General features: G+C 70.8%; 24 protein-coding genes. 12 read left to right on the top strand and 12 right to left on the bottom strand.

The genetic code is table 11. The annotated features are described in order from the left end of the window. On the top strand, positions 1 to 394 hold a 394-nt coding region (locus ACRDSK_RS16865), incomplete at its 5' end, for an ANTAR domain-containing protein (protein WP_431441991.1). A gap of 76 nt (positions 395 to 470) precedes the next feature. On the opposite strand, the gene ACRDSK_RS16860 is transcribed toward ACRDSK_RS16865, so the two are convergent. From ACRDSK_RS16860 to ACRDSK_RS16845, 4 genes are all read right to left on the bottom strand, one after another. Then, positions 471 to 1,136, bottom strand: a complete 666-nt coding sequence (locus ACRDSK_RS16860; RefSeq protein WP_431441990.1) for a GntR family transcriptional regulator — start codon at positions 1,134 to 1,136, stop codon at positions 471 to 473. A gap of 91 nt (positions 1,137 to 1,227) precedes the next feature. Beyond that, positions 1,228 to 1,953 carry a maleate cis-trans isomerase family protein gene (locus ACRDSK_RS16855; RefSeq protein WP_431441989.1) on the bottom strand — a complete coding sequence of 242 codons (726 nt, stop codon included), beginning with the start codon at positions 1,951 to 1,953 and terminating at the stop codon, positions 1,228 to 1,230. A gap of 19 nt (positions 1,954 to 1,972) precedes the next feature. Further along, positions 1,973 to 2,743: a maleate cis-trans isomerase family protein gene (locus ACRDSK_RS16850; RefSeq protein WP_431441988.1), complete on the bottom strand. Its 771-nt coding sequence runs from the start codon at positions 2,741 to 2,743 to the stop codon at positions 1,973 to 1,975. A 12-nt stretch (positions 2,744 to 2,755) separates the two neighbouring features. Beyond that, on the bottom strand, positions 2,756 to 3,250 hold the full coding sequence (locus ACRDSK_RS16845; RefSeq protein WP_431441987.1) for a DUF3830 family protein: 495 nt from the start codon (positions 3,248 to 3,250) through the stop codon (positions 2,756 to 2,758). 163 nt (positions 3,251 to 3,413) lie between these two features. Here ACRDSK_RS16845 and ACRDSK_RS16840 point away from each other — a divergent pair, with 163 nt between their 5' ends. The 9 genes from ACRDSK_RS16840 to ACRDSK_RS16800 all read left to right on the top strand — a co-directional run bounded on the left by ACRDSK_RS16840 (position 3,414) and on the right by ACRDSK_RS16800 (position 11,936). Next, entirely contained in the window at positions 3,414 to 4,406 is a 993-nt protein-coding gene (locus ACRDSK_RS16840; RefSeq protein ID WP_431441986.1) for a D-2-hydroxyacid dehydrogenase, read from the top strand. Between the two features lie 121 nt (positions 4,407 to 4,527). Then, positions 4,528 to 5,925 (top strand): amidase, encoded by a 1,398-nt coding sequence (locus ACRDSK_RS16835; RefSeq protein ID WP_431441985.1) that lies wholly within the window; start codon positions 4,528 to 4,530, stop codon positions 5,923 to 5,925. A gap of 113 nt (positions 5,926 to 6,038) precedes the next feature. After that, positions 6,039 to 7,319, top strand: coding sequence for an acyl-CoA dehydrogenase family protein (locus tag ACRDSK_RS16830; protein ID WP_431441992.1), 1,281 nt, complete (start codon positions 6,039 to 6,041; stop codon positions 7,317 to 7,319). Further along, positions 7,316 to 8,521, top strand: coding sequence for an acyl-CoA dehydrogenase family protein (locus tag ACRDSK_RS16825; protein WP_431441984.1), 1,206 nt, complete (start codon positions 7,316 to 7,318; stop codon positions 8,519 to 8,521). The genes ACRDSK_RS16830 and ACRDSK_RS16825 overlap by 4 nt, the downstream gene beginning before the upstream one ends. 623 nt (positions 8,522 to 9,144) lie before the next feature. Continuing rightward, the gene (locus tag ACRDSK_RS16820) at positions 9,145 to 9,768 is read left to right on the top strand and encodes a class I SAM-dependent methyltransferase (protein ID WP_431441983.1); all 624 of its coding nucleotides are present in this window, start codon (positions 9,145 to 9,147) and stop codon (positions 9,766 to 9,768) included. Positions 9,769 to 10,028: 260 nt separating this feature from the next. Continuing rightward, the gene (locus ACRDSK_RS16815) at positions 10,029 to 10,448 is read left to right on the top strand and encodes a VOC family protein (protein WP_431441982.1); all 420 of its coding nucleotides are present in this window, start codon (positions 10,029 to 10,031) and stop codon (positions 10,446 to 10,448) included. 98 nt (positions 10,449 to 10,546) lie between these two features. Continuing rightward, a complete protein-coding gene (locus ACRDSK_RS16810) occupies positions 10,547 to 10,963 on the top strand; it encodes a GNAT family N-acetyltransferase (protein WP_431441981.1) in 417 nt (138 codons plus the stop codon). A gap of 20 nt (positions 10,964 to 10,983) precedes the next feature. Continuing rightward, positions 10,984 to 11,613, top strand: a complete 630-nt coding sequence (locus tag ACRDSK_RS16805) for a DUF664 domain-containing protein (protein WP_431441980.1) — start codon at positions 10,984 to 10,986, stop codon at positions 11,611 to 11,613. An 11-nt stretch (positions 11,614 to 11,624) separates the two neighbouring features. After that, positions 11,625 to 11,936 (top strand): SCO4225 family membrane protein, encoded by a 312-nt coding sequence (locus ACRDSK_RS16800; protein WP_431441979.1) that lies wholly within the window; start codon positions 11,625 to 11,627, stop codon positions 11,934 to 11,936. On the opposite strand, the gene ACRDSK_RS16795 is transcribed toward ACRDSK_RS16800, so the two are convergent. Then, positions 11,929 to 12,963: an alpha/beta fold hydrolase gene (locus ACRDSK_RS16795; RefSeq protein WP_431441978.1), complete on the bottom strand. Its 1,035-nt coding sequence runs from the start codon at positions 12,961 to 12,963 to the stop codon at positions 11,929 to 11,931. The two genes, ACRDSK_RS16800 and ACRDSK_RS16795, sit on opposite strands and share 8 nt — an antisense overlap. 117 nt (positions 12,964 to 13,080) lie before the next feature. On the opposite strand from ACRDSK_RS16795, the gene ACRDSK_RS16790 reads away from it, so the two are divergent. After that, positions 13,081 to 13,896: an SAM-dependent methyltransferase gene (locus tag ACRDSK_RS16790; protein WP_431441977.1), complete on the top strand. Its 816-nt coding sequence runs from the start codon at positions 13,081 to 13,083 to the stop codon at positions 13,894 to 13,896. Between the two features lies 1 nt (position 13,897). Here ACRDSK_RS16790 and ACRDSK_RS16785 read toward each other — a convergent pair whose 3' ends face one another. The 4 genes from ACRDSK_RS16785 to ACRDSK_RS16770 all read right to left on the bottom strand — a co-directional run bounded on the left by ACRDSK_RS16785 (position 13,898) and on the right by ACRDSK_RS16770 (position 19,378). Further along, entirely contained in the window at positions 13,898 to 15,127 is a 1,230-nt protein-coding gene (locus ACRDSK_RS16785; RefSeq protein WP_431441976.1) for a class I SAM-dependent methyltransferase, read from the bottom strand. 19 nt (positions 15,128 to 15,146) lie between these two features. Next, positions 15,147 to 16,499, bottom strand: coding sequence for an FAD-binding oxidoreductase (locus tag ACRDSK_RS16780; RefSeq protein ID WP_431441975.1), 1,353 nt, complete (start codon positions 16,497 to 16,499; stop codon positions 15,147 to 15,149). Between the two features lie 41 nt (positions 16,500 to 16,540). Next, positions 16,541 to 17,359, bottom strand: a complete 819-nt coding sequence (locus ACRDSK_RS16775) for a hypothetical protein (protein WP_431441974.1) — start codon at positions 17,357 to 17,359, stop codon at positions 16,541 to 16,543. A 141-nt stretch (positions 17,360 to 17,500) separates the two neighbouring features. After that, entirely contained in the window at positions 17,501 to 19,378 is a 1,878-nt protein-coding gene (locus ACRDSK_RS16770) for a Xaa-Pro dipeptidyl-peptidase (RefSeq protein ID WP_431441973.1), read from the bottom strand. 286 nt (positions 19,379 to 19,664) lie between these two features. On the opposite strand from ACRDSK_RS16770, the gene ACRDSK_RS16765 reads away from it, so the two are divergent. Then, positions 19,665 to 20,294, top strand: coding sequence for a hypothetical protein (locus ACRDSK_RS16765; protein ID WP_431441972.1), 630 nt, complete (start codon positions 19,665 to 19,667; stop codon positions 20,292 to 20,294). Here ACRDSK_RS16765 and ACRDSK_RS16760 read toward each other — a convergent pair. The 3 genes from ACRDSK_RS16760 to ACRDSK_RS16750 form a co-directional block, all read right to left on the bottom strand. Then, positions 20,280 to 21,431, bottom strand: coding sequence for an acyl-CoA dehydrogenase family protein (locus ACRDSK_RS16760; RefSeq protein WP_431441971.1), 1,152 nt, complete (start codon positions 21,429 to 21,431; stop codon positions 20,280 to 20,282). The two genes, ACRDSK_RS16765 and ACRDSK_RS16760, sit on opposite strands and share 15 nt — an antisense overlap. Beyond that, positions 21,428 to 23,404, bottom strand: a complete 1,977-nt coding sequence (locus ACRDSK_RS16755; RefSeq protein ID WP_431441970.1) for a biotin carboxylase N-terminal domain-containing protein — start codon at positions 23,402 to 23,404, stop codon at positions 21,428 to 21,430. The genes ACRDSK_RS16760 and ACRDSK_RS16755 overlap by 4 nt, the downstream gene beginning before the upstream one ends. 78 nt (positions 23,405 to 23,482) lie before the next feature. Further along, entirely contained in the window at positions 23,483 to 25,096 is a 1,614-nt protein-coding gene (locus tag ACRDSK_RS16750) for a carboxyl transferase domain-containing protein (protein WP_431441969.1), read from the bottom strand. Between the last annotated feature and the right edge of the window lie 531 nt (positions 25,097 to 25,627).

Raw genomic sequence — 25,627 nt, 5'->3', positions numbered from 1 at the left:
GGGCTTCGCCGCCGCGTACGCCGTGCCGCTGCGCCGGCGGGCGGAGGCGCTCGGCGCGCTGACGCTGCTCCGCAAGGTGCCGGGCGAGCCGGACAAGGTCACCGACCGGATCGCCCAGGCCCTGGCCGACTTCGCGACGATCGGACTGCTGCGAGCCGGCGCGCTGCGCCGGCAGGAGGACCTGGCCGCGCAGCTGCAGCATGCGCTCACCAGCCGGATCGTCATCGAGCAGGCGAAGGGCGTCACGGGCGAGCGGCTGGGCCTCGGCGTGGACGACGCGTTCGACGCGCTGCGCCGCTACGCGCGGAGCAACAACCTGCGTATCGCCAAACTCGCGGCGGCGGTCGTGGACGGCTCGTTCGACACCGGGCGCCTCGTCCGCCGCCAGGACTGAGAACGCGCCGGCAGGACGTCTTACCGCGCCTGCCATATATAACGAATGGATCGCGGGGGTAACCCCTGTGGGGGAGCTATCCGTCCTGGGGGGTCAGCCGGTCGATCGAGTCGCTCATGTGCGCCTCGATCAACCGCAGCAGCAGGCCCTCGTCGCCGTCGGAGATGGCGTCGACGAGCACCCGGTGCTCGGTCACGAGATCGTGCGGCTCCGGGTAGTGCTCCTGGAGCGCGGCCAGGCACATCCGCGTCTCCACGAGCAGCGTCTGCGCCATCCGCTCCAACCGCGTGTTGCCCGAACAGCTGACCAGCGCCAGGTGGAACGCCTGGTCCGCGTCGCTCATCGCGGTGCGGTCGGCCGACTCGGCGGCGACCACCAGGCTGTCGAGCGCCTCGGCCAGCCGGACCACGGCCTCGCCCCGGTTGCCGTGCATGATCAGCTCGCACGCGGCCCGCTCGATCGCGAGGCGCGCGTGGTAGATGTCGCGCACGTCCTTGGCATCGAGGTCGATGACGAACAACCCCCGATGTCGCTCGCCGCGCAGCAACCCCTCCTGGACGAGCCGCTGCATCGCCTCGCGCAGCGGCCCGCGGCTCACCTCGAACCGGGCGGCCAGCTCGGCCTCCCCGAGCTGGGTCCCAGGCGCGAACACCCCGTACATGATCGCCGAGCGGAGCTGATCCGCGATCAGCTCTGCCGTCGACTGTCTGGCCACCGGTTCGAGCTCGCCCAGCTCACTCACGACGCCCCCTCGCAGGCTCGGTCGCGCCGCCCGCGGTCGCCCTGTGACATTGATTCGCTCGCAAGCTCACTCATGAACCCGGTTCCTCCGTTCAAGTGGCGAACAAGGCGCCCAGCCCCGGACGCGGCGCGGTGTCGCCGACGAGCCGCAGCCCCTCCCAGACGCTCACCTGGTTCGCGGTCAGCACCGGCTTGCCCAGCCGCTGCTCGAGATCGTCCAGCCAGGCGACCGTGTGCAGTGCGGTGTCGGGCACCAGCACCGCCTCGGCGTCGGCGTGGTCGTTGGCGGCGACGAAGTCCAGCACGTCTGCCTTCTCGAGCGTGCCGACCTCCGCCGCGGTGATGATTCCCTTGCAGGACAACGAGACCACCTCGATGTCCGCGTTCCCGAGGAACGCCGCGAACCGGTCGGCCACGTCCTGTGGGTAGGTCGCGGCCACCGCCACCCGAGACAGCCCGAGGTGCCGGGCGGCGTTGACGAAGGCGAAGGAGGTGCTCGACGCCGGCACGTCGGCCGCCGCCCGCACGCCGTCGACCTGGGCGGACGCGCCGTCCCAGCCGAAGACGAAGCTGCCGCTGGTGCACGCCCACACGGCCGCGTCCACCCCCATCGACCGCAGCTCGCGGGCGCCGTCACCGAGCACGTCGTCGCCGCCGATGTCGAGCAGCGCGTCGACGCGGTGGGCGTCCTCGCGCATCAGCGTGTGCACGACGGGCAGCCGCGTGGCCCGGCCCGACGCGGCGAGCAGCCGCTCCATGGTCGGGTAGTCGTCCTCGGCGCTGTAGCCCGGGTACAGAAAACCGACGGTGTAGCTCATGTTGTGGAAATCCTAACGGTCAGGCGGCGTGGGTTTCGGTGATTTCGGACAGCCATTGGCCGGCGGCCATCATCGGCGAGTCGATCTGGCGCAGCGCGGACCACATGGTGACCTGGTTGGCCGTGAGGACCGGCTTGTTCAGCCACCGCTCGAGCGGGCCGATGATGTCGTAGGTCGGCACGTTGGTGCAGCTGATGAACAGCCCGTCCGCCTCCGGCACGTCCACGGTGGTGACCGCCTGCACGATCTCCGCGTAGCCGACCTTCCAGATGTGGTCCAGCAGCCCGAGCCCGACGCTGGAGACGACCTCGATGCCGTACTCGGCGAGGTAGGTCAGCAGCCGGTCGGTGACGCTGTCGATGTAGGGCGTGACGACCGCGATCCGGCGCAGCCCGAGCATGCCCAGGGCCTCGATCAGCCCGCCGGACGTCGTGGTCGCTCGCGGCGCGCCCGCGTCGACCATGCTCTGGGTCAGCGCGTGCTCGCCGTTCTTGCCGCCGACGAAGCTGGCCGACGCGCAGGCGTAGGTGACCACCAGTGGTTCGGGGGCGAGCACGTCGGCCGTGGCCCGCCGGACCCGTTCGGGGTCGCTCAGCTCGGCGGCCATCTCGACGGTCACCGGCACCGGCACGAACGGCAGCCGCGTCACGTACAGGGAGATATCGTCCGGCGCCCAGCGCCAGAGCTCGCGGTCGAGGGCGAAGTCGAAGGGAGCGACGACGCCGACACCGCGCTGGGTGACGAGCTCCGGGCCGATGATCTCCACGGCCCTGTCTCTCGGATAGGACATGCCGCCCGCCCGTCAGTCGTCGTGTCGTTGGTACACCAGCCGTTCACCGACGCTGCCGGATCGCCAGACGTCGTTGCACGCTTCCGCCATGGCCGGCAGGCCTTCGACGATGGAGGCGTAGACGTTGCCAGGCACCCAACCGACATCGCCGTTGAGCAGGATGTTGTTGCGGCCGTAGAAGATCGCGAGGTCGATCACGCCGGGCAGGGCCTCGAGGCCCTTCTCCTCCTTGAACGCCCGGTCCAGCATGCCGCCGTGGAAGTCGAAGAACACCACGTCGCCGGGGATGGGGGTGACGGTCGGGTTCTCGAGCCCGATCGGCTCGTCGATGAACCGCTCGACCATCGTGTACACCTCGTTGCGGGCGTACTTCGCGTGGTGGACGGGGCCGGCATGCGGCAGCGACTGCCACACGGCCTCACATGTTCGCGGAGCGTCCTTCTCCAGAAGTTGGGCGACACAGGAGACGCCACGCTGCTCCAACGTGATCGTCATCAACCTCGACATCAGCTACCCACCAGTCGATTGCAGCACCTGTAGTTCTTGGCCTTGCTCTCCCGCGGGCTGCAGCGACCGCGCCGATTGTTGACAATCATACGAGCGGCTCTTAGCGTGTCAATCCCCCGTAGCTCCCCACGCGCGGACCACTCGTTGAGGGGAGCATGGGCGCATGAGCTCGCCACGATCCGCAACCATCGTCGTGCTGCACTCGCGTTCGGGTGACACCGGCCGACCGCCCGCCACCGACGTGCTGGAAGACCTCGCCGAGGTGCGGTATGTGACCGAGAAAGACCTGGTCAGCGCACTTCCTGGGGCCGACGTCCTGCTCGTCTGGGACTTCCGCTCGCACGCGCTCGCGAGCGCCTGGCCGGCGGCGGAGGCGTTGCGCTGGGTGCACGCCAGCAGCGCCGGGGTCAATCACGTTCTGTCACCTGAAGTAGTGGCGAGCGAGGTCGTGGTCACCAACTCTCGAGGAATCTTCGACGCGCCGATGGCCGAGTACGTGCTCGCCCTGGCGCTGGCTCTGGCCAAGGACCTGCCCGGCACCCTGCGGCTGCAGCACGAGCGGCGCTGGCGGCACCGGGAGACCGAGCGGCTCGGCGGCAAGCACGCGCTCGTCGCCGGCACCGGGCCGATCGGCCGCGCGATCGGGCGCACGCTCGCCGCGGCCGGGATGACGGTCACCGGAGTCGGCCGCCGGGCCCGCGAGTCGGACCCGGACCTGGGCACGGTGCTGCCGATGGACCGGCTCGCGGAGGGGCTGGCCGCGGCCGACTACGTGGTGCTGGCCGCGCCGCTGACCGACGCCACCCGGGGCATGATCGACGCGGCGGCGCTGTCCGCGATGCGGCCGACCGCGCGACTGATCAACGTGGGCCGCGGGCCGCTCGTGGTGCAGGAGGACCTGGTCGCGGCGCTCACCGAGAGCCGGATCGCGGGCGCCGCGCTGGACGTGTTCGCCGACGAGCCGCTGGCCGACTCCTCGCCCCTGTGGTCGATGGACAACGTGATCGTCTCCCCGCACATGTCGGGTGACGTGGTCGGGTGGCGGGCGGAACTGGTAGCACTGTTCCACGACAACCTGACGAGGTATCTGGACGGCCGGCCGCTGCGCAACGTGGTGGACAAGCGGCACGGTTACGTCCGGGAGGGAGCACCGTGAGTCGGAGCGGAGCCGCGTGCGCCGTCTGGACTGACGATCGCGCGCAGGCGCGCCAGCGCCGAGCACGTGAGGAGGGAAGACGGCGCGTTAGCGGCGTAGCGAAGCGAACAAGGGAGACACCGTGAGTCCGGCCGACCTGTCCGCGACCGAGCTGCACGCCGAATACCGTGCCGGCAGCCTGTCCCCCGTCGAGGTCGCCCGGGCCGCGCTGGACCGCATCGAGGCGGTGAACGGCGCGGTGAACGCGTACTGCCTCGTCGATCCCGACCGGACGCTCGCCGACGCGGCCGCCTCGGAGAAGCGTTGGGGCGCCGGCGAGCCGCAGGGCCTGCTCGACGGCGTCCCGGTGTCCATCAAGGACATCCTGCTCAGCCGCGGCTGGCCGACGCTGCGCGGCTCGCACACCGTCGACCCGCGGCAGCCGTGGGACGTCGACGGGCCGGCGGTGGCCCGGCTGCGCGAGCACAACGCCGTGCTGGTCGGCAAGACCACCACGCCGGAGCTCGGCTGGAAGGGCGTCACGGACAGCCCGCTCACCGGCGTCACCCGCAACCCGTGGGACGTCTCGAAGACCGCCGGCGGATCCAGCGGCGGCGCGTCGGCCGCGGTGGCCACCGGCACCAGTCCGATCTCCATCGGCACCGACGGCGGCGGCTCGATCCGCATTCCGGCGTCGTTCAGCGGGGTGTTCGGCATCAAGCCGACCTACGGTCTCGTGCCGATCTTCCCGGCGAGCCCGTACGGGACCCTCGCCCACGTCGGCCCGCTGTCCTGGACGGTCGCCGACAGCGCACTCGCACTCGATGTATTGTCCGGTTCGGACAGTCGCGATTGGACGACCGGGCCACGGCCGGAGCAGCCGGTGTCGGCGACACTCGGCGCAGGCGTGGCCGGCATGCGGATCGCGTTCAGCCCGCGGCTGGGCTTCGCCACGGTCGACCCGGAGGTGGCCGCCCTGGTGAACGCGGCCGCGCACACGTTCGCCGACCTCGGCGCCCGGGTCGAGCTGGTCGACCCGGTGGTCGCCGACTCGGTCGAGGCCTTCCACGTGCTGTGGTTCGCCGGCGCGGCGGCCTCGATCGCGCCGCTGTCGGCGGAGCAGCGCGAGAAGCTGGACCCGGCACTGCTCGAGGTCTGCGAGCAGGGTGCGCGGGGCTCGGCCCTGGACTACGTGTTCGCCACCGGGGTGCGCGCGGAGCTGGGCCGGGTCATGGGCGAGTTCCACGAGCATTTCGACCTGCTGCTGACCCCGACCATGCCGATCACGGCGTTCGAGGCCGGCGTCGAGGTGCCCGGCGGGTGGCCGGCGCCGCGCTGGACGAGCTGGACGCCGTTCACCTATCCCTTCAACATGACCCAGCAGCCGGCGGCGAGCCTGCCGTGCGGGTTCACGAAGGCCGGGCTGCCGGTGGGGCTGCAGGTGGTGGGGCCGAAGCACGCGGATGCGCGGGTGCTGGCCGCGTGCCGGGCGTTCGAGCAGGCCCGCCCGTGGCAGGGCACGCGCCCGTCGCTCGGGTGACGGCCGGCACATGGCCCGGTGACCTGAGTTACCCTACTCTGCGGTAGGTATTCTACTTAACTCGCGAGTAGGTTGGGGTGGTCGTCGTGTCGACCAGCGAGCGGCGGACGGTGATCGGGTCGGCGATGTCGGTGCTGAACCGGCTCTCGGGAGCCCGGTTCGTGGCCCGGTTGGGCCTCAAGACACCGGTCGACCGCGCGGTCTACCAGGCGACGAAGACCGGCTTCACCGTCGCGAACCGGTCGTTCACGGCAGCGGGCAAGCTGGCGAAGCCGCAGCGGCTGCCGGCGGCGGGCGACAGCGGCGTGTTCGACCTGAACCCGTCCGAGGAGCAGCAGCTCATCGTGGACACGGTCCGCGAGTTCGCCGCGGAGCGGCTGCGCCCGGCCGCCGCGGTCGCCGACGACAAGTGCGAGGCGCCGCCGGAGCTGCTCTCGACCGCCGACTCGCTCGGGATCACGATGATCGGCGTGCCCGAGTCGCTGGGTGGCGTGGCGACCGAGCGCTCGACGGTGACGAACGTGCTGGTCGCCTCGGCGCTCGCGGAGGGCGACCTCGGGCTCGCGCTGGCGTGCCTCGCGCCAGCCACGGTGGCGAACGCCCTGGTCCTGTGGGGCGACGAGACGCAGCAGGCGACGTACCTGCCGGCGTTCGTCGGCGAGGACGTGCCGGCCGCTGCGCTGGCGATCCAGGAGCCGCGGGCGCTGTTCGACCCGTTCTCCTTGCGTACCAAGGCTTACCGAACTGCCGGCGGGTTCGTGCTGGAGGGTGTGAAGTCGCTGGTGCCGCGGGCGTCGGCCGGCGAGGTGTTCGTCGTGGCGGCGGAGCTGGACGGTCGCGGGCCGGCGCTGTTCGTCGTTGAGTCGTCCTCCTCGGGCTTGTCGGTGGAGCCGGAGCCGGCGATGGGCCTGCGGGCCGCGGGCACCGGTCGGCTGGTGCTGTCGCAGGTGAAGGTGCCGTCGTCGGCGCTGCTCGGCGATGCCGGCGCCTACGCCGACTGCGTGCGCCTGGCCCGGCTGGGCTGGTGCGCGCTGGCGGTCGGAACCGGGGCGGCGGTGCTGTCCTATGTGACCGGCTACGTCAACGACCGGACGGCGTTCGGCGAGCCGGTCTCGCACCGGCAGGGCGTGGCGTTCAAGGTGGCCGACATCGGCACGGAGCTCGACGGCATGCGGCTGGTGACGTGGCGGGCGGCGGCGCGGGCGTCGCTCGGGCTGCCGTTCGCGCGCGAGGTGGCGCTGGCGCGGAAGCTGTGCGCGGACAAGGGAATGGCGATCGGCAGCGACGGTGTGCAGCTGCTCGGCGGGCACGGTTTCGTCAAGGAACATCCGGTGGAGCGGTGGTACCGGGACCTGCGCGCGGTCGGTCTGATGGAAGGCGCGGTGCTGGTGTGATCAACCTCGAGGTTCCTCGGAAGTTCACCACGCTGGTCGACCAGGCGCGGCAGGCGGCCGTGGCGTTCCTGCGGCCAAACTCGCGCAAGTACGACCGGGCCGAGCACACGTACCCGAAGGAGCTGGACACGCTGGCGGCGCTGCTGGACGGGCTGTCGGCGTCCGGGCGCGGGGCGGGCACGGGCGGCGTGCGCCGGTCGTCGTCGAAGTCGTCGGGCAAGGTCGTCAACGGCAGCAACATGTCGCTGGCGCTGGGCACGATGGAGATGTGCTGGGGCGACGCGGGTCTGCTGCTGTCGATGCCGCGGCAGGGCCTGGGCAACGCGGCGATCGCGTCGGTGGCCGACGAGTCGCAGCTGGCGCGGTACAAGGGCAAGTGGGCCGCGATGGCCATCACCGAGCCGGACGCGGGTTCGGACTCGGGCGCCATCCGCGCGACGGCCGTCCGCGACGGTGACTTCTATGTGCTGAACGGCGAGAAGATCTTCGTGACGTCCGGCGAGCGGGCGGACTGCGTGGTCGTCTGGGCAACTCTGGACCGCACCAAGGGCAAGGCGGCCATCAAGTCCTTTGTGGTCGACCGGGACACGCCGGGCTTCGAGCTGGTGCGCCTGGAGCACAAGCTCGGAATCCGGGCGTCCGACACGGCTCACTTCCGCCTGGACAACGTCCGCGTGCCGGCGTCGAACTTGCTTGGCTCACCGGAGATCCTGCCGGACAAGGGCTTCGCCGGCGTGATGCAGACGTTCGACAACACCCGCCCCCTGGTGGCGGCGATGGCGGTCGGCATAGCGCGGGCGGCCCTGGAGGAGACCCGCGGCCTCCTGTCCTCGGCGGGAGTCGCCGTCGACTACGACCGCCCACCCAGCACCCAACCCGCCGCGGCGGCCGCGTTCCTGGAGATGGAGTCCGACTACGAGTCGGCGTACCTCCTGACACTCCAGGCCGCGTGGATGGCGGACAACGGCAAGCCGAACTCGCTGCAAGCCTCGTACGCGAAGGCGAAGGCGGGCCGCAGCGCCACGGAGATCACGCTGCGCTGCGTGGAACTGTGCGGCAGCATCGGCTACGCGGAGACGGAGCTGCTGGAGAAGTGGTCCCGAGACGCCAAGATCATGGACATCTTCGAAGGCACCCAACAGATCCAACAACTCATCATCGCCCGCAGGTTGTTGGGAAAGACCAGCGCCCAGCTCAAGTGACCTGCTGAAACAGGCCCAGCCATCCTCGTCCACATCGGACTGGATGGCCGGGCCTTCGCATGCTGAGTGATCGTGGTCCGCCAGCTCCTTAATGGACACGCCATTCGCGAGCAACGTCGATGCGTAGAAGTGCCGGAGCGCATGCATCCCGTCCGCCCGCTTCCGGTACTCGACGCCGGCCTTCCGGAACGCGGCCTGCCAGACGACCTTGTGGAAGTGGTCGCCGCCGAACAATCGGCCCCGCTCACCGGTCACGAGCAGCGGCACGGTCACCAGCTCACCGCCCGGCTCCTTCCACGGCAACGTCACCGCGGTTGATTGGGAACCGCCGCTCGTGGTCCTGGACGTCCCGAGCACGCTCGCGGACACGGGCCCGTCCTCCCACCGACCGGTCGCCGTACCGTCCTCGCCTTGCACGGGGTTCTCCGGATCAACTTGCCCTCGACGGCCGAGTCAAGACGCGCCACCGCCGGCGGCGCGCTCGGCCTGTCACCCTGGCGAGGTGGACCGCATCCATCGCGGCACGGCCGGCTGCCACTCCGCTCACGCCGGCCGGCCTGCGCGGCGCAATCCACCAGCTCGCGACGGCAGCGCCACCGGCCGCGGCGCATACCATGATGCCCATGGACAGCGACCCCGCTGAGTTCGTCCGGTCCGCCTACAACGCCTTGTCCCACCACTACCGCGCCGACGCCGACACGCTCGATCATTACGACCGCTGGCTGGCCGATCTACTGGACCGGCTCCCCGAGCGCGGACATGTCCTGGATATCGGATGTGGTTGCGGCATTCCCGTCGCGCGGCGCCTCACCGTCGCTGGGTACGAGGTGACCGGCGTAGACGTCAGCGACGTACAGATCGAACGCGCCCGATCACTGGTTCCCGACGCCACCTTCATCCGCGCCGACGCCACGACACTAGATCTCCCACCTGCGACCTTCGACGCCGTCGTCTGCCTCTACGCCCTGATTCACATGCCGCTCGAACAACAGCCCAGCCTCCTGCGCAACATCGCTCTATCGCTGCGCCCTGGCGGCTGGCTGCTGACAACGACCGGCCAGCACGCCTGGACCGGCACCCAGGACAACTGGCTCGGCGGCCCGGCCACCATGTGGTGGAGCCAGGCCGATGCCGCTACCTACCGTTCTTGGCTCCAAGACGCTGGCTTCGACGTCACCGATCAGCAGTTCGTCCCGGAAGGCAACAGCGGCCACGCCCTGTTCTGGGCACGCCGTAGTCACACGTGACTGATGGACATCTTCGAAGGCACCCAACAGATCCAGCAACTCATCATCGCCCGCCGCCTCCTCGGAAAGACCAGCGCAGAACTGAAGTGACCTGCTGAACAGGCCAGCCACCGTCGTCCACATCGGACAAGCTCTGCTGGCGTGCGGTGCCGATGAGGACAGTTCGTGGTCGACGGGGTGGGTCTGCGTGGTCATCTTCTCCGCCTTCATCTGACCCTAGTGACCTTATGCTGGAAGGACCTGTCACGAGGAGAGCCGCCATGCACATGAAGAGTGCGACCCGCGCTGCACTGGGTGCGATCTCGCCTTTGTTCGTCGTCAGTGACCTCCAGCAGGCGTTGGCGTTCTACCGCGAGCGTCTCGGCTTCGAGGTGACCCACCAGGCGCCGACGCCTGATCCGTTCTTCGCCATCGTCGCCCGAGACGGTGTGCAGGTGCTGCTGAAGGTGGTTGCCGACGACGTCGGTGCGTTGCCGAACCCGTCTCGCCACCCCCACGCCCGTTGGGACGCCTACGTCCACGTGTCTGACCCCGACGCGCTGGCGGCCGAGTTCCGAGACCGGGGCGTCACGTTCAGCACACCGCTCGCCGACACCGACGACGGCCTGCGCGGCTTCGAGCTGACCGACCACGACGGCTACGTACTCTTCTTCGGCCGCCCCGCGGGTGATGCGTACTGAGCCGACCGAGTGGGCCGGCCGTCGAACGTCTCCGGCTCGATCATGGCGTTGCGCTGCTCGCCTTCGAACGCGCGAACCGCGCCTACTTCGCGGCCTCGGTGCCCGACCGGGGCGACGACTACTTCGCTCACTTCGACGCATGGCTCCGCCAGTTGCTCGCCGAGCAGGCCGCCGGCCAGCATCACTTTCACGTGCTGGTCGACGATGTCGGCGAAGTGCTGGGGCGGGTGAACCTGATCGACGTCGCGAACGGCTCCGCCGAACTGGGCTTCCGGATCGCCGAGAAGGTCACCGGCCAGGGCGTGGCCACGGCCACCGTCCGGGAGGTCTGTGCGCTCGCGCGTGACACCTACGAGTTGACGAGCCTGCACGCGTCAGCCGCGGTCGACAACGTCGGCTCCCGGACGGTGTTGGACCGCAACGGGTTCGCGCCGACCGGCGAGACCGTCCGGCTTGCTGGGCAACCCGGGCTCCGCTACACGCTGCTGCTCGCCGACCTGGCGCCGAACAGGTGACGCCGCGTTACGGTGGCGGCATGGCGGAGACCCAGCGGGAGCCGGTGCCACGCGTCGACTCGGGTGAGCTCGACACGGCCTTGGCGTTCCTGTCGTTCGCCCGGCATTGCGTGCTCAAGAAGGCCGACGGGTTGTCCGACGAACAGCTACGCCGTGTCCTGGTCGACAGCGGCACCACCATCCTGGGCCTGATCCAGCACCTTGCCGAGGCGGAGCGGTACTGGTTCGGCCACCACCTCGCCGGGGCCACCTGGGACGCCGACCAGGAGTACGGCATGGCCGTCCCGGCCGACCGCGCCACCGACGACGTGCTGCGGGACTACCGGACGGCGATCGAAGACAGCGACCGCGCGATCCGGGCCCTCGACGATCCGGACGCGCGCTTCGCCGTCCCGGTCGACGGCAACCGGCACACGCTGCGGTGGGTCGTCGCCCACATGACGAGCGAGACGGCCCGGCACGCCGGGGCACGCGGACATCCTCCGGGAACAGCTCGACGGCACCACGGGGCGCTGAGCCCAGGGCGAAGTTCACCGCCTGAGGGTGGTGTCGGCGATCCGTTCGCGATCGCGCTACTCGCCGCCGCACGGCTTCTCGTGGGCCGGCGATGGGCTGCCCAGGCCCGTTGCACCGGCTTGGCCACCGGATGACAATGCGCCGCATGACACGTGCGCGGCACGCGGTTCCCTGGCGGTTCCGGTGGGTTGGCGTGGCCTACCTGCTGCTCGTACTCGGCGTGGCGCTGTTCGTGTACCTGGCCACGTGGGGGTGGCTCCACGATCCCGCCGGTGGGGCGAGCTTCGCCGGCATCTGGCTGTTCTTCGTGGCCTTTCCGGCCTCGCTGATCCCGTTCGTGCTCGCTTCGTCGGTTACCGGGCTGCCGGCCTTCGTGCTGCACGTCGCCGTGGGGCTGGGGCAGGCGACGCTGCTGTTCTTGTTGTGCTGGTGGCTCGACAGGCGCCGCTCTAGCTGATGTGGGCGTCGAGGAACTCGTCCAGGTAGGTCCAGGTCGTGGTGCGGGCGCCTCTGCCGGCCAGCACGCCCAGATGGCCGCCCGGAGCGGTCTCGAACCGAACCTCCGCCGCGTTGGGCAGGACGTCCACCAGCTTGCGGACCGCCCGCTGCGGGGCGATGCCGTCGCCCTTGCCGGCCACCACCAGGACCGGGGCCTTGACCTCGCGCAGCGAGATCCGGCGGCCGCCGATGTCGACCTCGCCCTCGGCCAGGTCGTTCGCGCGGAAGAAGCGGTGGTACATCTGGCCGAACGTCCGCCCGGGGTAGGCGATCATGTTGTCGGTGAAGCGGTCCACGGCCTCCAGCTGCGCCAGGAAGTCCCGGTCGTCCAAGTGGGACAGGATCGCGTACGGCTTGGTCACCATCTTGTCGAACGCCGACAGCTGGAACGCGCGCTTCACCAGCGCCCGCGGCGCACCGCCGAGCACGCGGTACACGGGCGTCAGGATCCACCCGTTCGTCAGGTCGGCGAGCGGCTTGATCGGTGCGATGAGCGGGATCGCGGTCATGTCGATCGGCGCGGCGACCGTCGCGATCGAGGCGATCGGCAGGTCCGGCTGGTCGGCGTGGGTGAGCAGGGACAGGATCCCGCCGAGGCACCATGCCACGACGTGCACCGGCGCGCCGCCGGCGTCCTTGCTGACCGCGCGGACGGTCCTCGGCAGCACCTCGTCGATCCAGTGCTCCAGGCCGAGCCGGCGGTCGGCGAAGCGCACGGTCCCGTAGTCCACGAGGTAGAGCCGCCGGTCACCGTCGACCAGGTGCTCGGCCAGGCTGCAGCCGCGGCGCAGGTCGAAGCACAGCGCGGGGGCGGCGAGCGGCGGCACGAGCAGCACCGGCTCACCGCGGGGCGCACCGCCGACGAACCGGTACACCGACCTGTTCGGACCCTTGTCGATCAGCGTCCGCGGCACCGGCCGCAGGTCGGCGACCCCGCCGCGGAGCACCTTGTCTCGCACGTTCCCCGCAGCCTCGCTAACCCTCACGACGGCCCCTCGCAGGCTCGGTGCCGCCGCTCGCGGTCGCCCTGTGTCCGATGGTTCGCTCCGCAAGCTCCGCTCACAACGCCATCCAACCACCGATCTGCTGACTACGATGCGTGCATGGCGTCAACGGAGCGGCCGAACTGGGCACCCGAGTCCATCGACCTGGAGCGGCCGAACGCCGCCCGGATCTACGACTACCTGCTGGGCGGCGCGGCCAACTTCGCGGCCGACCGGGAGTTCGGCGAGCAGTTGCTCACGGTGCTGCCCGAGGCCCGCCCGGCCGCGCGGATGAACCGGGCGTTCCTGCACCGCGCGGTCCGCTTCTGCGTCGACGCCGGCATCCGGCAGTTCCTCGACGTCGGCTCCGGCATCCCGACCGCCGGCAACGTGCACGAGATCGCACAGCGGATGGACCCGGAGTGCCGCGTGCTGTACGTGGACATCGAACCGGTCGCCGTGACGCACAGCGAGCTGATGCTGCGCGACAACGCCCAGGCCACGGCCATCCGCGCCGACTTCACCGACCCGGACTCGATCCTGGACTCCGAGGCCGCGCGCGACATGCTGGACTTCGACCAGCCGATGGCCCTGCTGCTCGTCGCCCTGCTGCACTTCGTCCCCGACGCCGCACAGCCGTACGACGCGGTCAACCGCTTCGTGTCGCGGCTGACCTCCGGCAGCTACCTGGTGCTCTCGCACGCCGTCGAGCGCCCGTCCGAGGAGCAGGCCGAGGGCATCGACCGGCTCTACGACCGCGCCGACGCCCCGGGCGTGCGCCGCACGCGCGAGGAGATCACGCGGTTCTACGAGGGCCTCGAGATGGTCGAGCCGGGCCTGGTGAACACGCCGGAGTGGCGCCCCGAGCCGACCGACAACAGCGCGAACCAGCCCGGCGCGAACGTCGCCGTCGCCGGGGTGGCCCGCAAGCCCTGACCTACCAGGCCGGTCGCAGCGGCATGTGCGCCTCGACGCCGTCCAGCCGCACGCCCAGCATCTGGTGCAGCTGCACGCTGTTGCGGTCGAAGCCCAGCCGCGAACCGGCCAGGTACAGCCGCCACACGCGGGCCCGGCCCAGGCCCACCTCGGCGACCGCCTCGTCCCAGTGGGTGTCCAGGTTGGCGCACCACTGCTCGAGCGTCTTCGCGTAGTGCTCGCGGATGTTCTCCGCGTGCCGCACCTCGAAGCCGTTGTCGTGCATCTCGGACATGAGGTGGCCGGGGCTCTCCAGCTCGCCGTCGGGGAACACGTACCGGTTGAGGAAGCCGCCCACCTTCGCCGGCTGCGCGTTGTCCGGCCGGGTGATGCAGTGGTTGAGCAGCCGCCCGCCCGGGCGCAGCTTGTCGTGCAGCGAACGGAAGTACTCGCCGAGGTGCGCCTTGCCGATGTGCTCGGTGAGCCCGATCGAGCTGACGGCGTCGAAGCCGGACTCGGCGACGTCGCGGTAGTCGAGGTGGCGGATCTCGGCGAGCTCGGTCAGGCCCGCCTCCGCGATCGCCTTCTGGCCCCACTCGGCCTGCTTGCGCGACAGCGTCACGCCCAGCGCCCGCACGCCGTAGTGCCGGGCGGCGTGCATCACCATGCCGCCCCAGCCGCAGCCGACGTCGAGCAGCCGCATGCCGGGCTCCAGGCCCAGCTTGCGCGCGACCAGGTCGTGCTTGGTCCACTGTGCCTCTTCCAGCGACGAGTCCGCGTCGGGGTAGACCGCGCAGGTGTAGGCCATCGACGGCCCGAGGATCCACTCGTAGAACCGGTTCGACACGTCGTAGTGGTGGGTGATCGCGTCCTGGTCCCGCGACCTGGAGTGCTTGCGGCCGCGCAGCCGCGACTCCGGGTCCGGCCGCCGGACCGGCCACCACAGCCGGTACCCGCCGAGGCGCAGCGCCATCTCCACGCGCAGCCGCGCCGGGACGCCCTCGATGGTGGCGGCGGACATGCTCGCCAGCGCCGTGTACATGTCGCCGTCGATGTCCAGCGTGCCGCTCACGTACGCCCGGGCCAGGCCCAGCTCGCCCGGCGCGGAGGCCAGGTAAGACATCGCCAGCGGCGAGTTCACCCGTATCTGGACCGGTGCGTCCGGGTCGCCCGCCCGGCTGCCGTCGAAGACACGGAACTCGAGTGGAGCGTCGCGCCCGATCGCACGCTCGAAGATCTCGGCCAGCTGCATGGTTCGCCCCTTCCCGACCTCATTGATTGCCAACGCACTTCGCGTACAGATCGGGAAGCCGACCCTTCGGGTCGTAGGTCTCCTTCAGCTTGCGGTAGGTCTCCCCGTCGTACCGCGACCAGAACTCATCCTCATTGAAGTACGAATCCGAGTACAGAGATTTATGTCCACCCAATTCGGTGACCTTGCTCTCGATCAGGCGGTTGTGGGTGCCGTCCGACTGGCCCGGTCGCAGGGGGACGGTCGCCCAGAAGCCGACGTTGACGAACAACCGGCCGGGCTCCATCGGGTAGAGCGGCCAGCCTGCCGTGTCGCGTAGTCGGACCGGGCACAGCCAGACCGGCCGGATGCCGATCTCGGTGTCGAAGAAGTCGAGGAACTCGGCCAGCCGTGCCACCGGGACCTCGACGTCCTGGATGACGGCCTCCCGGGCCGGCTGGCGGAGCAGCTTCGCCGCCCGCGCGTAGAGCTGGTGGCGACGGTCGAAGGCGACGATCCGGCGGTACACGTCCGACCGGAGGTAGCGCCGCGGCCACAGCCGGCGGATCACCGGATGCTGCGCGCCGAGCGCCTCCGAGCACCAGAACCAGTCGGTGTCCCAGCGCCACAGGTAGTCGCGCACGGTGAGGTGGTCGGTCGTTCGATCACGGATCGAGCGGTAGTAGATTCGCTGGCCGGTGTAGTCGGACACGGCCGGCGCGTGGTCGGTGAACGTGCCGAGCGTCAGGTACAGCTCGTCGCCGGCGAAGACCGTGCCGTCGACGAAGTCGACCGTCTCGTCGGCGCACGCCTGCTCGATGCCCTTCGCGCAGGCCGCGGCGTCGGCGAAGCGGACGTGTCGCAGCGCGACGTAGGGCTTGGTCTCCTGGAGCTCGATGCGCAGCCGGAGCGCGTAGCCGAGGGTGCCGTACGAGTTGGGGAAGCCGCGGAACAGCTCGGCGTGCTCGCCGTCCGGCCGGGCCACGACGACGTCGCCGTCCGGGGTGAGGATCTCCATCTCCAGCACCGACTCGTGCGGCATGCCGTTGCGGTAGGAGCTGGACTCGATGCCGAGCCCGGCGACCGCGCCACCGAGGGTGATGGTCTTGAGCTGGGGCACGACGTGCGGCATCAGGCCGTGGGCCAGGGTGGCGTCGGCGAGGTGCTCGTAGGTGGTCATGCCGCCGACGTCCGCGGTCTGCCCGTCGACGTCGATGACGCCCGCGAAGGCGCTCACGTCCAGCGCGTTCGCCGGCGGCGGCTCGCGGAAGCGGAACAGGTTCGAGGTGGGCTTGGCCAGCCGGATCGGCGAGCCGTCCGGCTGTCCGACGAGCTGCGCCCGTAGCGTGTCGACGGCCTGGTCATGGGCGATCCGTGCAGGTGATCGGCTCACTCCACGATGCTAACCCGATTTTCGAGGAGAGGTTCGCGCGGCTAACGAGCCTGGTACTCCTCGAACAGCTCGGTGACGTAGGCGAGGAACAGCCCGGCCGCGCCCACCACGCCCTCGATCGGGTGCAGCTGGGCGAAGCCGTAGGCCATCTCGCAGCCCTGGTAGGACGGCGCGGACTCGCGGACGTCGGTGAACCAGTCGTAGAACGGCACGCGGGCCTTGGCGAGGTCGGGGTGGATCAGCGGCCCGAAGACGGCGAGCAGGTTGAGGGCGACCGGTCGGTTGCGCAGGGCCCAGCGGTAGGTCTCGGAGAACTGGTAGAAGCGTTCCTCGGCGTCGGTGGCGTACTGGTCGTGGTGGGCGGCGAGGACGACGCCGTGCTCGGTGGAGGCCTGCTCGGCCTCGCTCCAGGCCCGGTCGTGCTCGGCGCGGTTTGCCCAGTCGCCGGTGATGTAGGTGGCCCACTTGGCCGAGCCGGGGTTGCCGAAGTCCCCGCCCGGCATGCCTTTCGCGAGCGCCAGCCCCCGCTCGATGCCCTCCACGATGCCTGCGTCTACATAGGACGCCCAGGTGCCCGGCGTGCCGAGCCCGTGGTCGCGGAAGAAGGTGATGACGCCCTCGATGTTGCGCCACCTGTCCGACACGCCGAGCTCGGCGCCAGGCCCGCTCTGCATGCCGCGCACGAACTCGAGCCGCTCGGCCATGGACATCAGGTCGATGTCGTCGGCGGTGCAGTCGAGGGCGACGGCGCAGTCGGCGGGCGTGCGCCTGGTCTCGGCGGCCCCGGCGGGCACGGCGATGGCGGCGGCCAGGATGCCGAGAAGGGACACGAACAGCAGGACCCGCCGGCGCACGGACATGGCACTCCTTCTCAGCGTTGAGTGAGAGGGAGCTTACTGACGGGTAGGTGTGCTCGGTACGGCCTTACGTCGCAATTGCCGCTGGGCCGGCTCGTCCACAGCCCGCCACCCGAGCGGGTGGACGGGCTCGGCCGGCAGCGGCTACTTGAACGGCCCCGTGCCGCCCACGATGGGCAGCTTCACCGTGCTCTTGGCCGGGTTCACGGTCAGCTCGGTCCCCGGCAGCGGGCGCAGTGTGTAGTGCATGTCCGTCGACACGACGACCAACCCAAGCCGATGCCCCGGCGCGAACACGTAGTCATCCGGCTCCAGCGGCCAGGTGAACGTGTACTCCTGCCCCTGCTGGATCGGCGTGCTGCGCGAGACGGACTTGCGGTTCTGCACGTCCGTCCAGCCCCGGGTGACCATGGTGGCCTCGCCGGACGGGGCGTAGTCCACCAGGACGGCCGTCAGGTTCGCCGCGTAGCGGTTGTTCACCGACGCCCGCAGGGACACCGACGGCGTACCACTCAGGTGCGCCCCCGAGGTGAGCGGTGCGGTGACGTACACCAGCCGGTTCGGGTTGGCCGACGTCGGGTTCGGCAGCAGCGCCACATCGGTGTCCAGCTCACGGCCGCGATCCACAAAGGACTGACGAGGGCGCGGTCCGGGCGCCGGACGAACGGAGAGCGTGCCCGGCTCGGTCGCGTTCGGGGCGCCGAGATGCAGCGAGGCGGACCGGGAGCCCGGCACCGGCCACGAGGCGTACTTCTCGTACGTCCCGTCCGGACGCTGCACGTCGGCCATCGGCTCGGTCATGATTCCGTTGTCCACACCGAACAACCAGTGGTCCATCCACCGGTTGAGTGTCCGCTGGTAGTCGGTCGTCCCGCGCGGGCCACCGTGGCCGTCCTTGTGCAGCCAGATCTTGCGCGGCACGTCGGAGCGGGACAGCTGCTCCCACCACGTCGAGTACGCCGTCCCCATCACGTTGTAGTCCTCGAGACCGTGCACGACGAACACGCTGGCCTCGACGTCGCGCGCCCGGTGCAGGTAGTCGCGCTCGTGCCACGTGTCGTTGTAGTCGCCGGTGATCCGGTCTCCCCGCTGCAGCAGCGCGTCCGTGATGTGCCGGCAGTGCTCCAGCCGCGGCCCCTCGGTGAAGAACGCCAACACGTCCAGGTCCTCGCCCTGGAAGGCGTTCTCCCCCACCCCGGACCGGCTGGAGTGCGGCGCGCGCACCAGCCCGTTGGCCCGGTAGTAGTCGTACCAGCTGGAGATCGCCGACACCGGCACGATCGTGCGCAGGCCCTCGACGCCGGTCGTCGCCACCTGGTTGGGCAGTGTGCCGTTGTAGGACACGCCGGTCATGCCGACGTCGCCGGTGGTCCAGTCCGCGGTGACCGGGTTGCCGGCCTCGTCGAACGCCTGCGCCCGGCCGCCCAGCCAGTCGATGATCGCCTGGGTGCCGAGCGTCTCCTTCATGTCGCCGATCGTCGGGCAGCCGTCGGAGAACCCGGTGCCGATGCTCTCGCCGAGCACGACCGCGTACCCGCGCGGCACCCAGTAGTTGTCCAGCGAGCCCGGCAGGTCCGGCTCCGGCCGGGGCGCGCCCGCTTCGGCCCGGGCGGACGACTGTCCCCGCGAGTCCGGCTGGATCCCCTCCTGCGGCAGCACGTCGAAGTCCACGTTGTGGTTCGCCGCGTCACCGCCGTTGTACCGGTACGGGCTGTGCTCGAAGACCACCGGGACCTTGATGCCCTGCGACTCGGTCTCCCCGGGCCGGGACAGCTGCAGCCGCACCCGGTCGCGCTTGCCGTCGAGGTCACTGTCCACCGAGGTCTGCACGAACAGCGTCTCCTCGACCGCGTTCGCGAGGTCGAACTGCGGCTGGCTGACACCGTCCTCGACGCGCAGCCAGGGCGGCGGGGTCGGCCGGTCGTCGCCACGCGGAGCAGCCGCGGCGGGGGCGGCCGTGGCCACCGTGACGAGCGGTAGCACGATCGCCATGAGCAGGGACAACCGGCGAGACGTCCGCATCAGAGCCTCCGGGGCGGCGCAGGGAAGGAAGCTCATCGTAAGCCCACCTGAGCCGCGCCGAGGCCGGTGATTTCCCGGCACCGCTACTTTCGGGTGTTGGTCCCCGGCCGGCACGTGGTCTAGCATTGCCATCGCAAACCCTTCCTCGGAACGGCTTTGCGACTGGCCTCGGCGGCCGCCACCGCCGGGGCCCTTTCATTTGGTTGGATGACGAGGCTGTTTCGAAACACGCCTGCTGGTCGGACCACCGCGGGGACCTGGACTTGTTTTGAAATAGCCTCGGGGCGTGAACATCGTCGTGGGCGTCTTCGACCTCTTCACCTACGCGGTAGCGGGTGGGCTCTACGTCGCGCTGGCCGGCTACGTCGGCGACCGGTTGGACCTCGTCCACCTGGCCTCGCTGAACAGCGTCAACGGTGTCCTGCTGGTGATCGGCGCCGTCGTGCTCAGCTACCTGTGCGGCATCCTCGCCTACCCGCTCGGCGCCTTGCTGAACCGAGTCGTCCCGCACAAGCGGCGCGACCCGCGCGCCGAGTTCCGCCGCCGCAACCCGGCGGCCCGCGACCGGGACTACGTCGACGCCGACTCGTTCCTGCTGCTGTCCGCGCTCCAGATGCACGACATGGACGCTGCGACCGAGGTGAACCGGCTGCGCGCGTCCGGGCTGATGGCCCGCAACTCCGGCCCCGCACTGGTGCTGGCCGCGGTGACCGCGCTCGTCGAGGCGTTCACCAGCGGGCACCCGGTACTCGCGGCCGTCTGCGCGGTCGCTCTCGGCGCCGCCTCGGTGCTGCTCGTCCTGCAGGGACGCAGGCTCGGCTACATGGCGAGCATCAAGACGCTCGAGCTGTGCTTCTGGCTGCCCGACATCGACGACAAGACCGTGGACGACAGGACGCGGTCAGCGAAGCCCTAGCTCCCGGGCGATCAGCATCCGCTGCACCTCGCTGGTGCCCTCGCCGATCTCCAGGATCTTGGCGTCGCGGTAGAAGCGGCCGACCGGGAACTCGTTCATGAACCCGTACCCGCCGAAGATCTGGGTGGCGTCGCGCGCGTTGTCCACCGCCGCGTTGGACGCGACCAGCTTGGCGATCGCGGCCTCCTTCTTGAACGGCTCGGAGCGCTCCATCTTCGCGAGCGCCGCGTAGTAGGCCAGCCGCGCGGTGTGCGCCCGCGCCTCCATGTCCGCGATCTTGAACTGGATCGCCTGGTACTCCCCGATCTTGTGGCCGAACGCCTCCCGCTCGCCGGCGTAGCGCAGGCACTCGTCCACACAGCCCTGCGCGAGCCCGACCGACAGCGAGGCGATCGCGATGCGGCCCTCGTCCAGGATGGACAGGAACTGCGCGTAGCCGCGACCCCGCACGCCCAGCAGGTTCGCCTCGGGCACCCGGCAGTCGGCGAAGGACAGCTCGCGGGTGTCGGAGGCGTTCCAGCCGACCTTCGAGTACTTCTTGGACACCGAGAAGCCCGGCGTGCCCGACGGCACGATGATCGTGGAGATCTCCTTGCGACCGTCGGCCGCGCCGGTCACCGCGGTGACCGTGACCAGGCCGGTGATGTCCGTGCCGGCGTTGGTGATGAACGCCTTCGAGCCGTTGATCACCCACTCGCCGTTCTCGAGCCGTGCCGTGGTCTGCGTGGCACCCGCGTCCGACCCGCCGCCCGGCTCGGTGAGCCCGAAGGCGCCGAGCAGCTCGCCCGCACACAGGCGCGGCAGCCACTCGCGCTTCTGCTCCTCGGTGCCGAACCGGTAGAGCGGCATCGCACCGAGCGAGACGCCTGCCTCGAGCGTGATCGCGACGGACGAGTCGATCCGGGCGAGCTCCTCGAGGGTGATGCACAGCGCGGTGAAGTCGCCGCCCATGCCGCCGTACTCCTCGGCGAAGGGCAGTCCGAACAGCCCCATCCGGCCCATCTGTGCCACGAGGTCGTACGGGAACTCCTCCCGCTCGTAGAAGTCGCCGATGACCGGTGCGACCTCCTCGCGGGCGAACTCCTCGACGGTCTTTCGCAAGGTCTCGTGCTCTTGGCCGAGTCGGAAATCGATCATGACAGCTCCTCCGAGGCAGGTGGGGTCACCACGGCTAGGGGTTGGTTCAGCGCGACCTGTTGGCCCGCCTGCACGTTCAGCTCGGTGAGCACGCCGTCGACCGGTGCGGTGACGGTGTGCTCCATCTTCATCGCCTCGACGACGACCAGCGGCGCACCGGCCGCGACCACGTCGCCCACGGCCGCCTTCACCACCAGCACGGTGCCCGGCATCGGGCTCGTCACCGGTCCGCCCGCGGCCGCCGACGCGGTCTCGCTCTCCAGCAGCGAGTGCTCGGCCACCGCCCAGGTCCGCCCGCCCGCGGCGAGCCACAGCGTGTCGGCGGCCTCGTCGAGGGCGCGGCGGAACGAGGTGACACGGCCCCCGAAGGTCACCTCGAGCCGGTCCGCGACGCGACGGGCCGAGGCGGGCACGGGCTCCGCGTCGCCGACCGCGACCGTCGCGGCGCCCGGCGAGCCGGTGACCCGAACGGTCACCTGCCGGTCGCCGCAGGTCAGCCGGAACGGCGTGGCGGCCGGGCCGCCGAGGCGCCAGCCGTTCGGCACGTCCCACGGGTCCACGATCTCGCCCGCCGGCTGCAGTCCGAGTAGCTCGTCGAGCGCGGCGGCGGCGAACACCAGGTCCGGCACCTCGCCCGCGGTGAGCACGTCGAGCTTGCGCTCCACGAGCCCGGTGTCCAGCCGGCCGGCCACCACGTCGTCGTCGGCGAGCAGCGCGCGCAGGAAGGCGACGTTGGTGCCGACGCCGAGCACGGCGGTCTCGCCAAGGCTCGCGGACAGCCGGCGCAGCGCCACACCCCGGTCCGGGCCCCAGGCGATGACCTTGGCGAGCATCGGGTCGTAGCTCGAGCCGACGACCGTGCCCGCGCGCAGCGCGGAGTCGACCCGCACGTGCGCACCGCCGGGCTCGGCGAGCGCGAGCACGGTGCCGCCGGTGGGCAGGAAGCCGTGGGCCGGGTCCTCGGCGTAGACGCGCGCCTCGACCGCGTGTCCGCGAAGGTCCACATCGGACTGTCCGAACGCGAGCGGGAAACCGGCGGCGACCAGGATCTGCTGCTCCACCAGGTCGATCCCGGTGACGAGCTCGGTGACCGGGTGCTCGACCTGCAGCCGAGTGTTCATCTCCATGAAGAAGAACTCGTCGGGGCGGTCGGTGGAGACGATGAACTCGACGGTGCCCGCGCCGCGGTAGTCGACCGCTCGCGCGGCGTCGGCGGCGGCCTCGCCCATCCGCGCCCGGTCCGCGGCCGACAGCAGCGGCGAGGGGGCCTCCTCGATGATCTTCTGGTGCCGGCGCTGCAGGCTGCACTCGCGCTCACCGAGGTGGATCACGTTGCCGTGCGCGTCGGCGAGCACCTGGAGCTCGATGTGCCGCGGGTTGGTCACGAACCGCTCGATGAGCAGCGTGTCGTCGCCGAACGCGCCGCGGGCCTCGCGCCGGGCGGACTCGAGCGCGGCGCGCAGGTCGGCGGGGTCGTCGACGCGGCGCATGCCCTTGCCGCCCCCGCCGGCCGACGGCTTGACCAGCACGGGGTAGCCGACCTCCGCGGCCGCCTCGACGAGGTCGTCGTCGGACATGCCGGCGAGGTTGCGGCCGGGCACGACCGGCACGCCCGCGGCGGACACGGTCTGCTTGGCGCGGATCTTGTCGCCCATCGCCTCGATCGCGGCCGGCGGCGGACCGACGAACACGAGCCCGGCGTCCGCGCAGGCGCGGGCGAAGGCGGCGTTCTCGGCGAGGAAGCCGTAGCCGGGGTGGACGGCCTGCGCGCCGGTCTCGCGGGCGGCGGCGAGGATCGCGTCGATCGACAGGTAGCTGTCGACCCGGACGGCCTCGTCGGCGTCGGCCACGTGCCGGGCACCGGCGTCGGCGTCGGTGTAGACCGCGACGGACCGGATGCCCAGCCGCGAGAGCGTGCCCGCGACGCGCACCGCGATCTCCCCGCGGTTGGCGATCAGAACGGTGTGGAACATCGGTCGCGGATCCCTCCTCGCAGGCTCCGAGGGACCGCTCGCGGTCGCCCTGTATTCATGGTTCGCTCGCAAGCTCGCTCACATCCTGAAGACGCCGTAGCGGACGGGTTCGAGCGGCGCGTTGCCGGCGGCGGACAGGGCGAGGCCGAGCACCGTGCGGGTGTCGGCCGGGTCGATCACGCCGTCGTCCCAGAGCCGCGCGGTGGAGTAGTACGGGTTGCCCTGGTCCTCGTACTGGGTGCGGATCGGGTCCTTGAACCCCTCCTCGTCGCCCGCCGACCACTCCTCGCCGCGCGCCTCGAGCTGGTCGCGACGAACGGTGGCGAGGACGGTCGCCGCCTGCTCGCCGCCCATCACGGAGATCCGCGCGTTGGGCCACATCCACAGGAAGCGGGGCGAGTACGCGCGGCCGCACATCGAGTAGTTGCCGGCACCGAACGAGCCGCCCACGATCACGGTGAGCTTCGGCACCCGCGCACAGGCGACCGCGGTGACCATCTTGGCGCCGTGCTTGGCGATGCCGCCGGTCTCGTAGTCGCGGCCGACCATGAAGCCGGTGATGTTCTGCAGGAACACCAGGGGGATCGAGCGCTGGTCGCAGAGCTCGATGAAGTGCGCGCCCTTGACCGCGGACTCGCCGAACAGCACGCCGTTGTTGGCGACGATGCCGACCGGGTGGCCGTGGATGCGGGCGAAGCCGGTGACCAACGTCGCGCCGTACTCCTTCTTGAACTCCCGGAACCGGCTGCCGTCCACGACGCGGGCGATGACCTCGCGGACGTCGTAGGGCGTGCGTGAGTCGGTCGGCACCACGCCGTAGAGCTGCGTCGGGTCGACGTCGGGCTCCTCGGTCTTGACCGTCTCCCAGGGCGTCCGCGAGCGCGGTCCCAGCGTGCTGACGATCGAGCGCACGATCCGCAGGGCGTGCGCGTCGTCCTCGGCGAGGTGGTCGGTGACGCCGGACCGCCGCGCGTGCACGTCGCCGCCGCCCAGGTCCTCGGCGCTGACGACCTCGCCGGTCGCCGCCTTCACCAGCGGCGGGCCGCCGAGGAAGATCGTGCCCTGGTTGCGGACGATCACGGCCTCGTCGGACATGGCCGGGACGTAGGCGCCGCCGGCCGTGCAGGACCCGAGCACGGCGGCGATCTGCGGGATGCCCTTGGCGGACATGGTGGCCTGGTTGAAGAAGATGCGGCCGAAGTGCTCGCGGTCGGGGAAGACCTCGTCCTGGCGGGGCAGGAACGCGCCGCCGGAGTCGACGAGGTAGAGGCACGGCAGGTTGTTGTGGAGAGCGACCTCCTGCGCGCGGAGGTGCTTCTTGACCGTCATCGGGTAGTAGGTGCCGCCCTTGACGGTGGCGTCGTTCGCGACGATGACGCACTCGCGCCCGCTGACCCGCCCGACGCCGGTGATGATGCCGGCCGCGGGCGCCTCGTCGTCGTACATCCCGGTCGCGGCGAGCGGGGAGAGCTCGAGGAACGGCGAGCCGGGGTCGACCAGCGACTCGACCCGGTCCCTCGGCAGCAGCTTCCCGCGGTCGACGTGGCGTTGCCGGGCCCGCTCGCCGCCGCCGGCGGCCGCCCTGCGCGACCGCTCGCGCAACTCGTCGACGAGGGCCGTTTGCTCCCCGACGTTGCGACCGAAGGCGGGGTCGTTCGGGTCGGCCGCGCTCCGCAGCACAGGCGCGTCCATCTCGCTCCGCTCATGTTAGTCAGCGTTAACCTGTCGGCTCCGATGTTAGCGCTCACTAACGTCGACGTCCACCCGGGACCAGCGAGTATCGACTCGTACTCACCTGGCTACGGCGGCGGGCGACTGGCCCGCCTCGGCCGGTGGTGTGCCGCCATCTCTGGCCCGTCGTCGCGGTCTGGCTGGTGGTGCTGTCCGGCGCGACGGTCGCCGACGGCGCCGTCGGCGACAGCTACCGCGACGACTTCAACCTCGAGTCCACCGAGTCCAGGCAGGCAGCGACCTGCTGTCCGCGCACGGCGTCGCCGTCGGCTCGAACACCTGGCGGCTGGTCTTCTACGCGACTCCGGGCGGCTGTCCGACCAGAAGGACGCGATCGACAAGGCGACCGACGGCGCGCGCTCGGCCGGGGTCTGGGTGTTCTACACGGGCGGCCTCGGCAAGGCCGCCGAGCCCGCGACCGGTGACCGGCGCCGGCGGCCGAACCGCTGACCCCGCAGCCGACGCCCCAGCCGACCTGGACACGCGGCGGGC

Origin of the sequence: Actinophytocola sp. (genome assembly GCF_050699915.1) — a bacterium.
GTDB lineage: Bacteria > Actinomycetota > Actinomycetes > Mycobacteriales > Pseudonocardiaceae > Actinophytocola.
The sequence above is the reverse complement of the archived record's forward strand: the minus strand, read 5'-3'. Positions and strand labels throughout refer to the sequence as shown.

Bases quoted from the DNA above. Each gene is read 5' to 3' on its own strand.
- ACRDSK_RS16775 (WP_431441974.1), bottom strand. From the start codon at position 17,359: ATGTCCGTGCGCCGGCGGGTCCTGCTGTTCGTGTCCCTTCTCGGCATC.
- ACRDSK_RS16815 (WP_431441982.1), top strand. From the start codon at position 10,029: ATGCACATGAAGAGTGCGACCCGCGCTGCACTGGGTGCGATCTCGCCT.
- ACRDSK_RS16805 (WP_431441980.1), top strand. From the start codon at position 10,984: ATGGCGGAGACCCAGCGGGAGCCGGTGCCACGCGTCGACTCGGGTGAG.
- ACRDSK_RS16850 (WP_431441988.1), bottom strand. From the start codon at position 2,743: ATGTCCTATCCGAGAGACAGGGCCGTGGAGATCATCGGCCCGGAGCTC.
- ACRDSK_RS16855 (WP_431441989.1), bottom strand. From the start codon at position 1,953: ATGAGCTACACCGTCGGTTTTCTGTACCCGGGCTACAGCGCCGAGGAC.
- ACRDSK_RS16790 (WP_431441977.1), top strand. From the start codon at position 13,081: ATGGCGTCAACGGAGCGGCCGAACTGGGCACCCGAGTCCATCGACCTG.
- ACRDSK_RS16800 (WP_431441979.1), top strand. From the start codon at position 11,625: ATGACACGTGCGCGGCACGCGGTTCCCTGGCGGTTCCGGTGGGTTGGC.
- ACRDSK_RS16845 (WP_431441987.1), bottom strand. From the start codon at position 3,250: ATGTCGAGGTTGATGACGATCACGTTGGAGCAGCGTGGCGTCTCCTGT.
- ACRDSK_RS16770 (WP_431441973.1), bottom strand. From the start codon at position 19,378: ATGCGGACGTCTCGCCGGTTGTCCCTGCTCATGGCGATCGTGCTACCG.
- ACRDSK_RS16760 (WP_431441971.1), bottom strand. From the start codon at position 21,431: ATGATCGATTTCCGACTCGGCCAAGAGCACGAGACCTTGCGAAAGACC.
- ACRDSK_RS16840 (WP_431441986.1), top strand. From the start codon at position 3,414: ATGAGCTCGCCACGATCCGCAACCATCGTCGTGCTGCACTCGCGTTCG.
- ACRDSK_RS16755 (WP_431441970.1), bottom strand. From the start codon at position 23,404: ATGTTCCACACCGTTCTGATCGCCAACCGCGGGGAGATCGCGGTGCGC.
- ACRDSK_RS16750 (WP_431441969.1), bottom strand. From the start codon at position 25,096: ATGGACGCGCCTGTGCTGCGGAGCGCGGCCGACCCGAACGACCCCGCC.
- ACRDSK_RS16820 (WP_431441983.1), top strand. From the start codon at position 9,145: ATGGACAGCGACCCCGCTGAGTTCGTCCGGTCCGCCTACAACGCCTTG.
- ACRDSK_RS16785 (WP_431441976.1), bottom strand. From the start codon at position 15,127: ATGCAGCTGGCCGAGATCTTCGAGCGTGCGATCGGGCGCGACGCTCCA.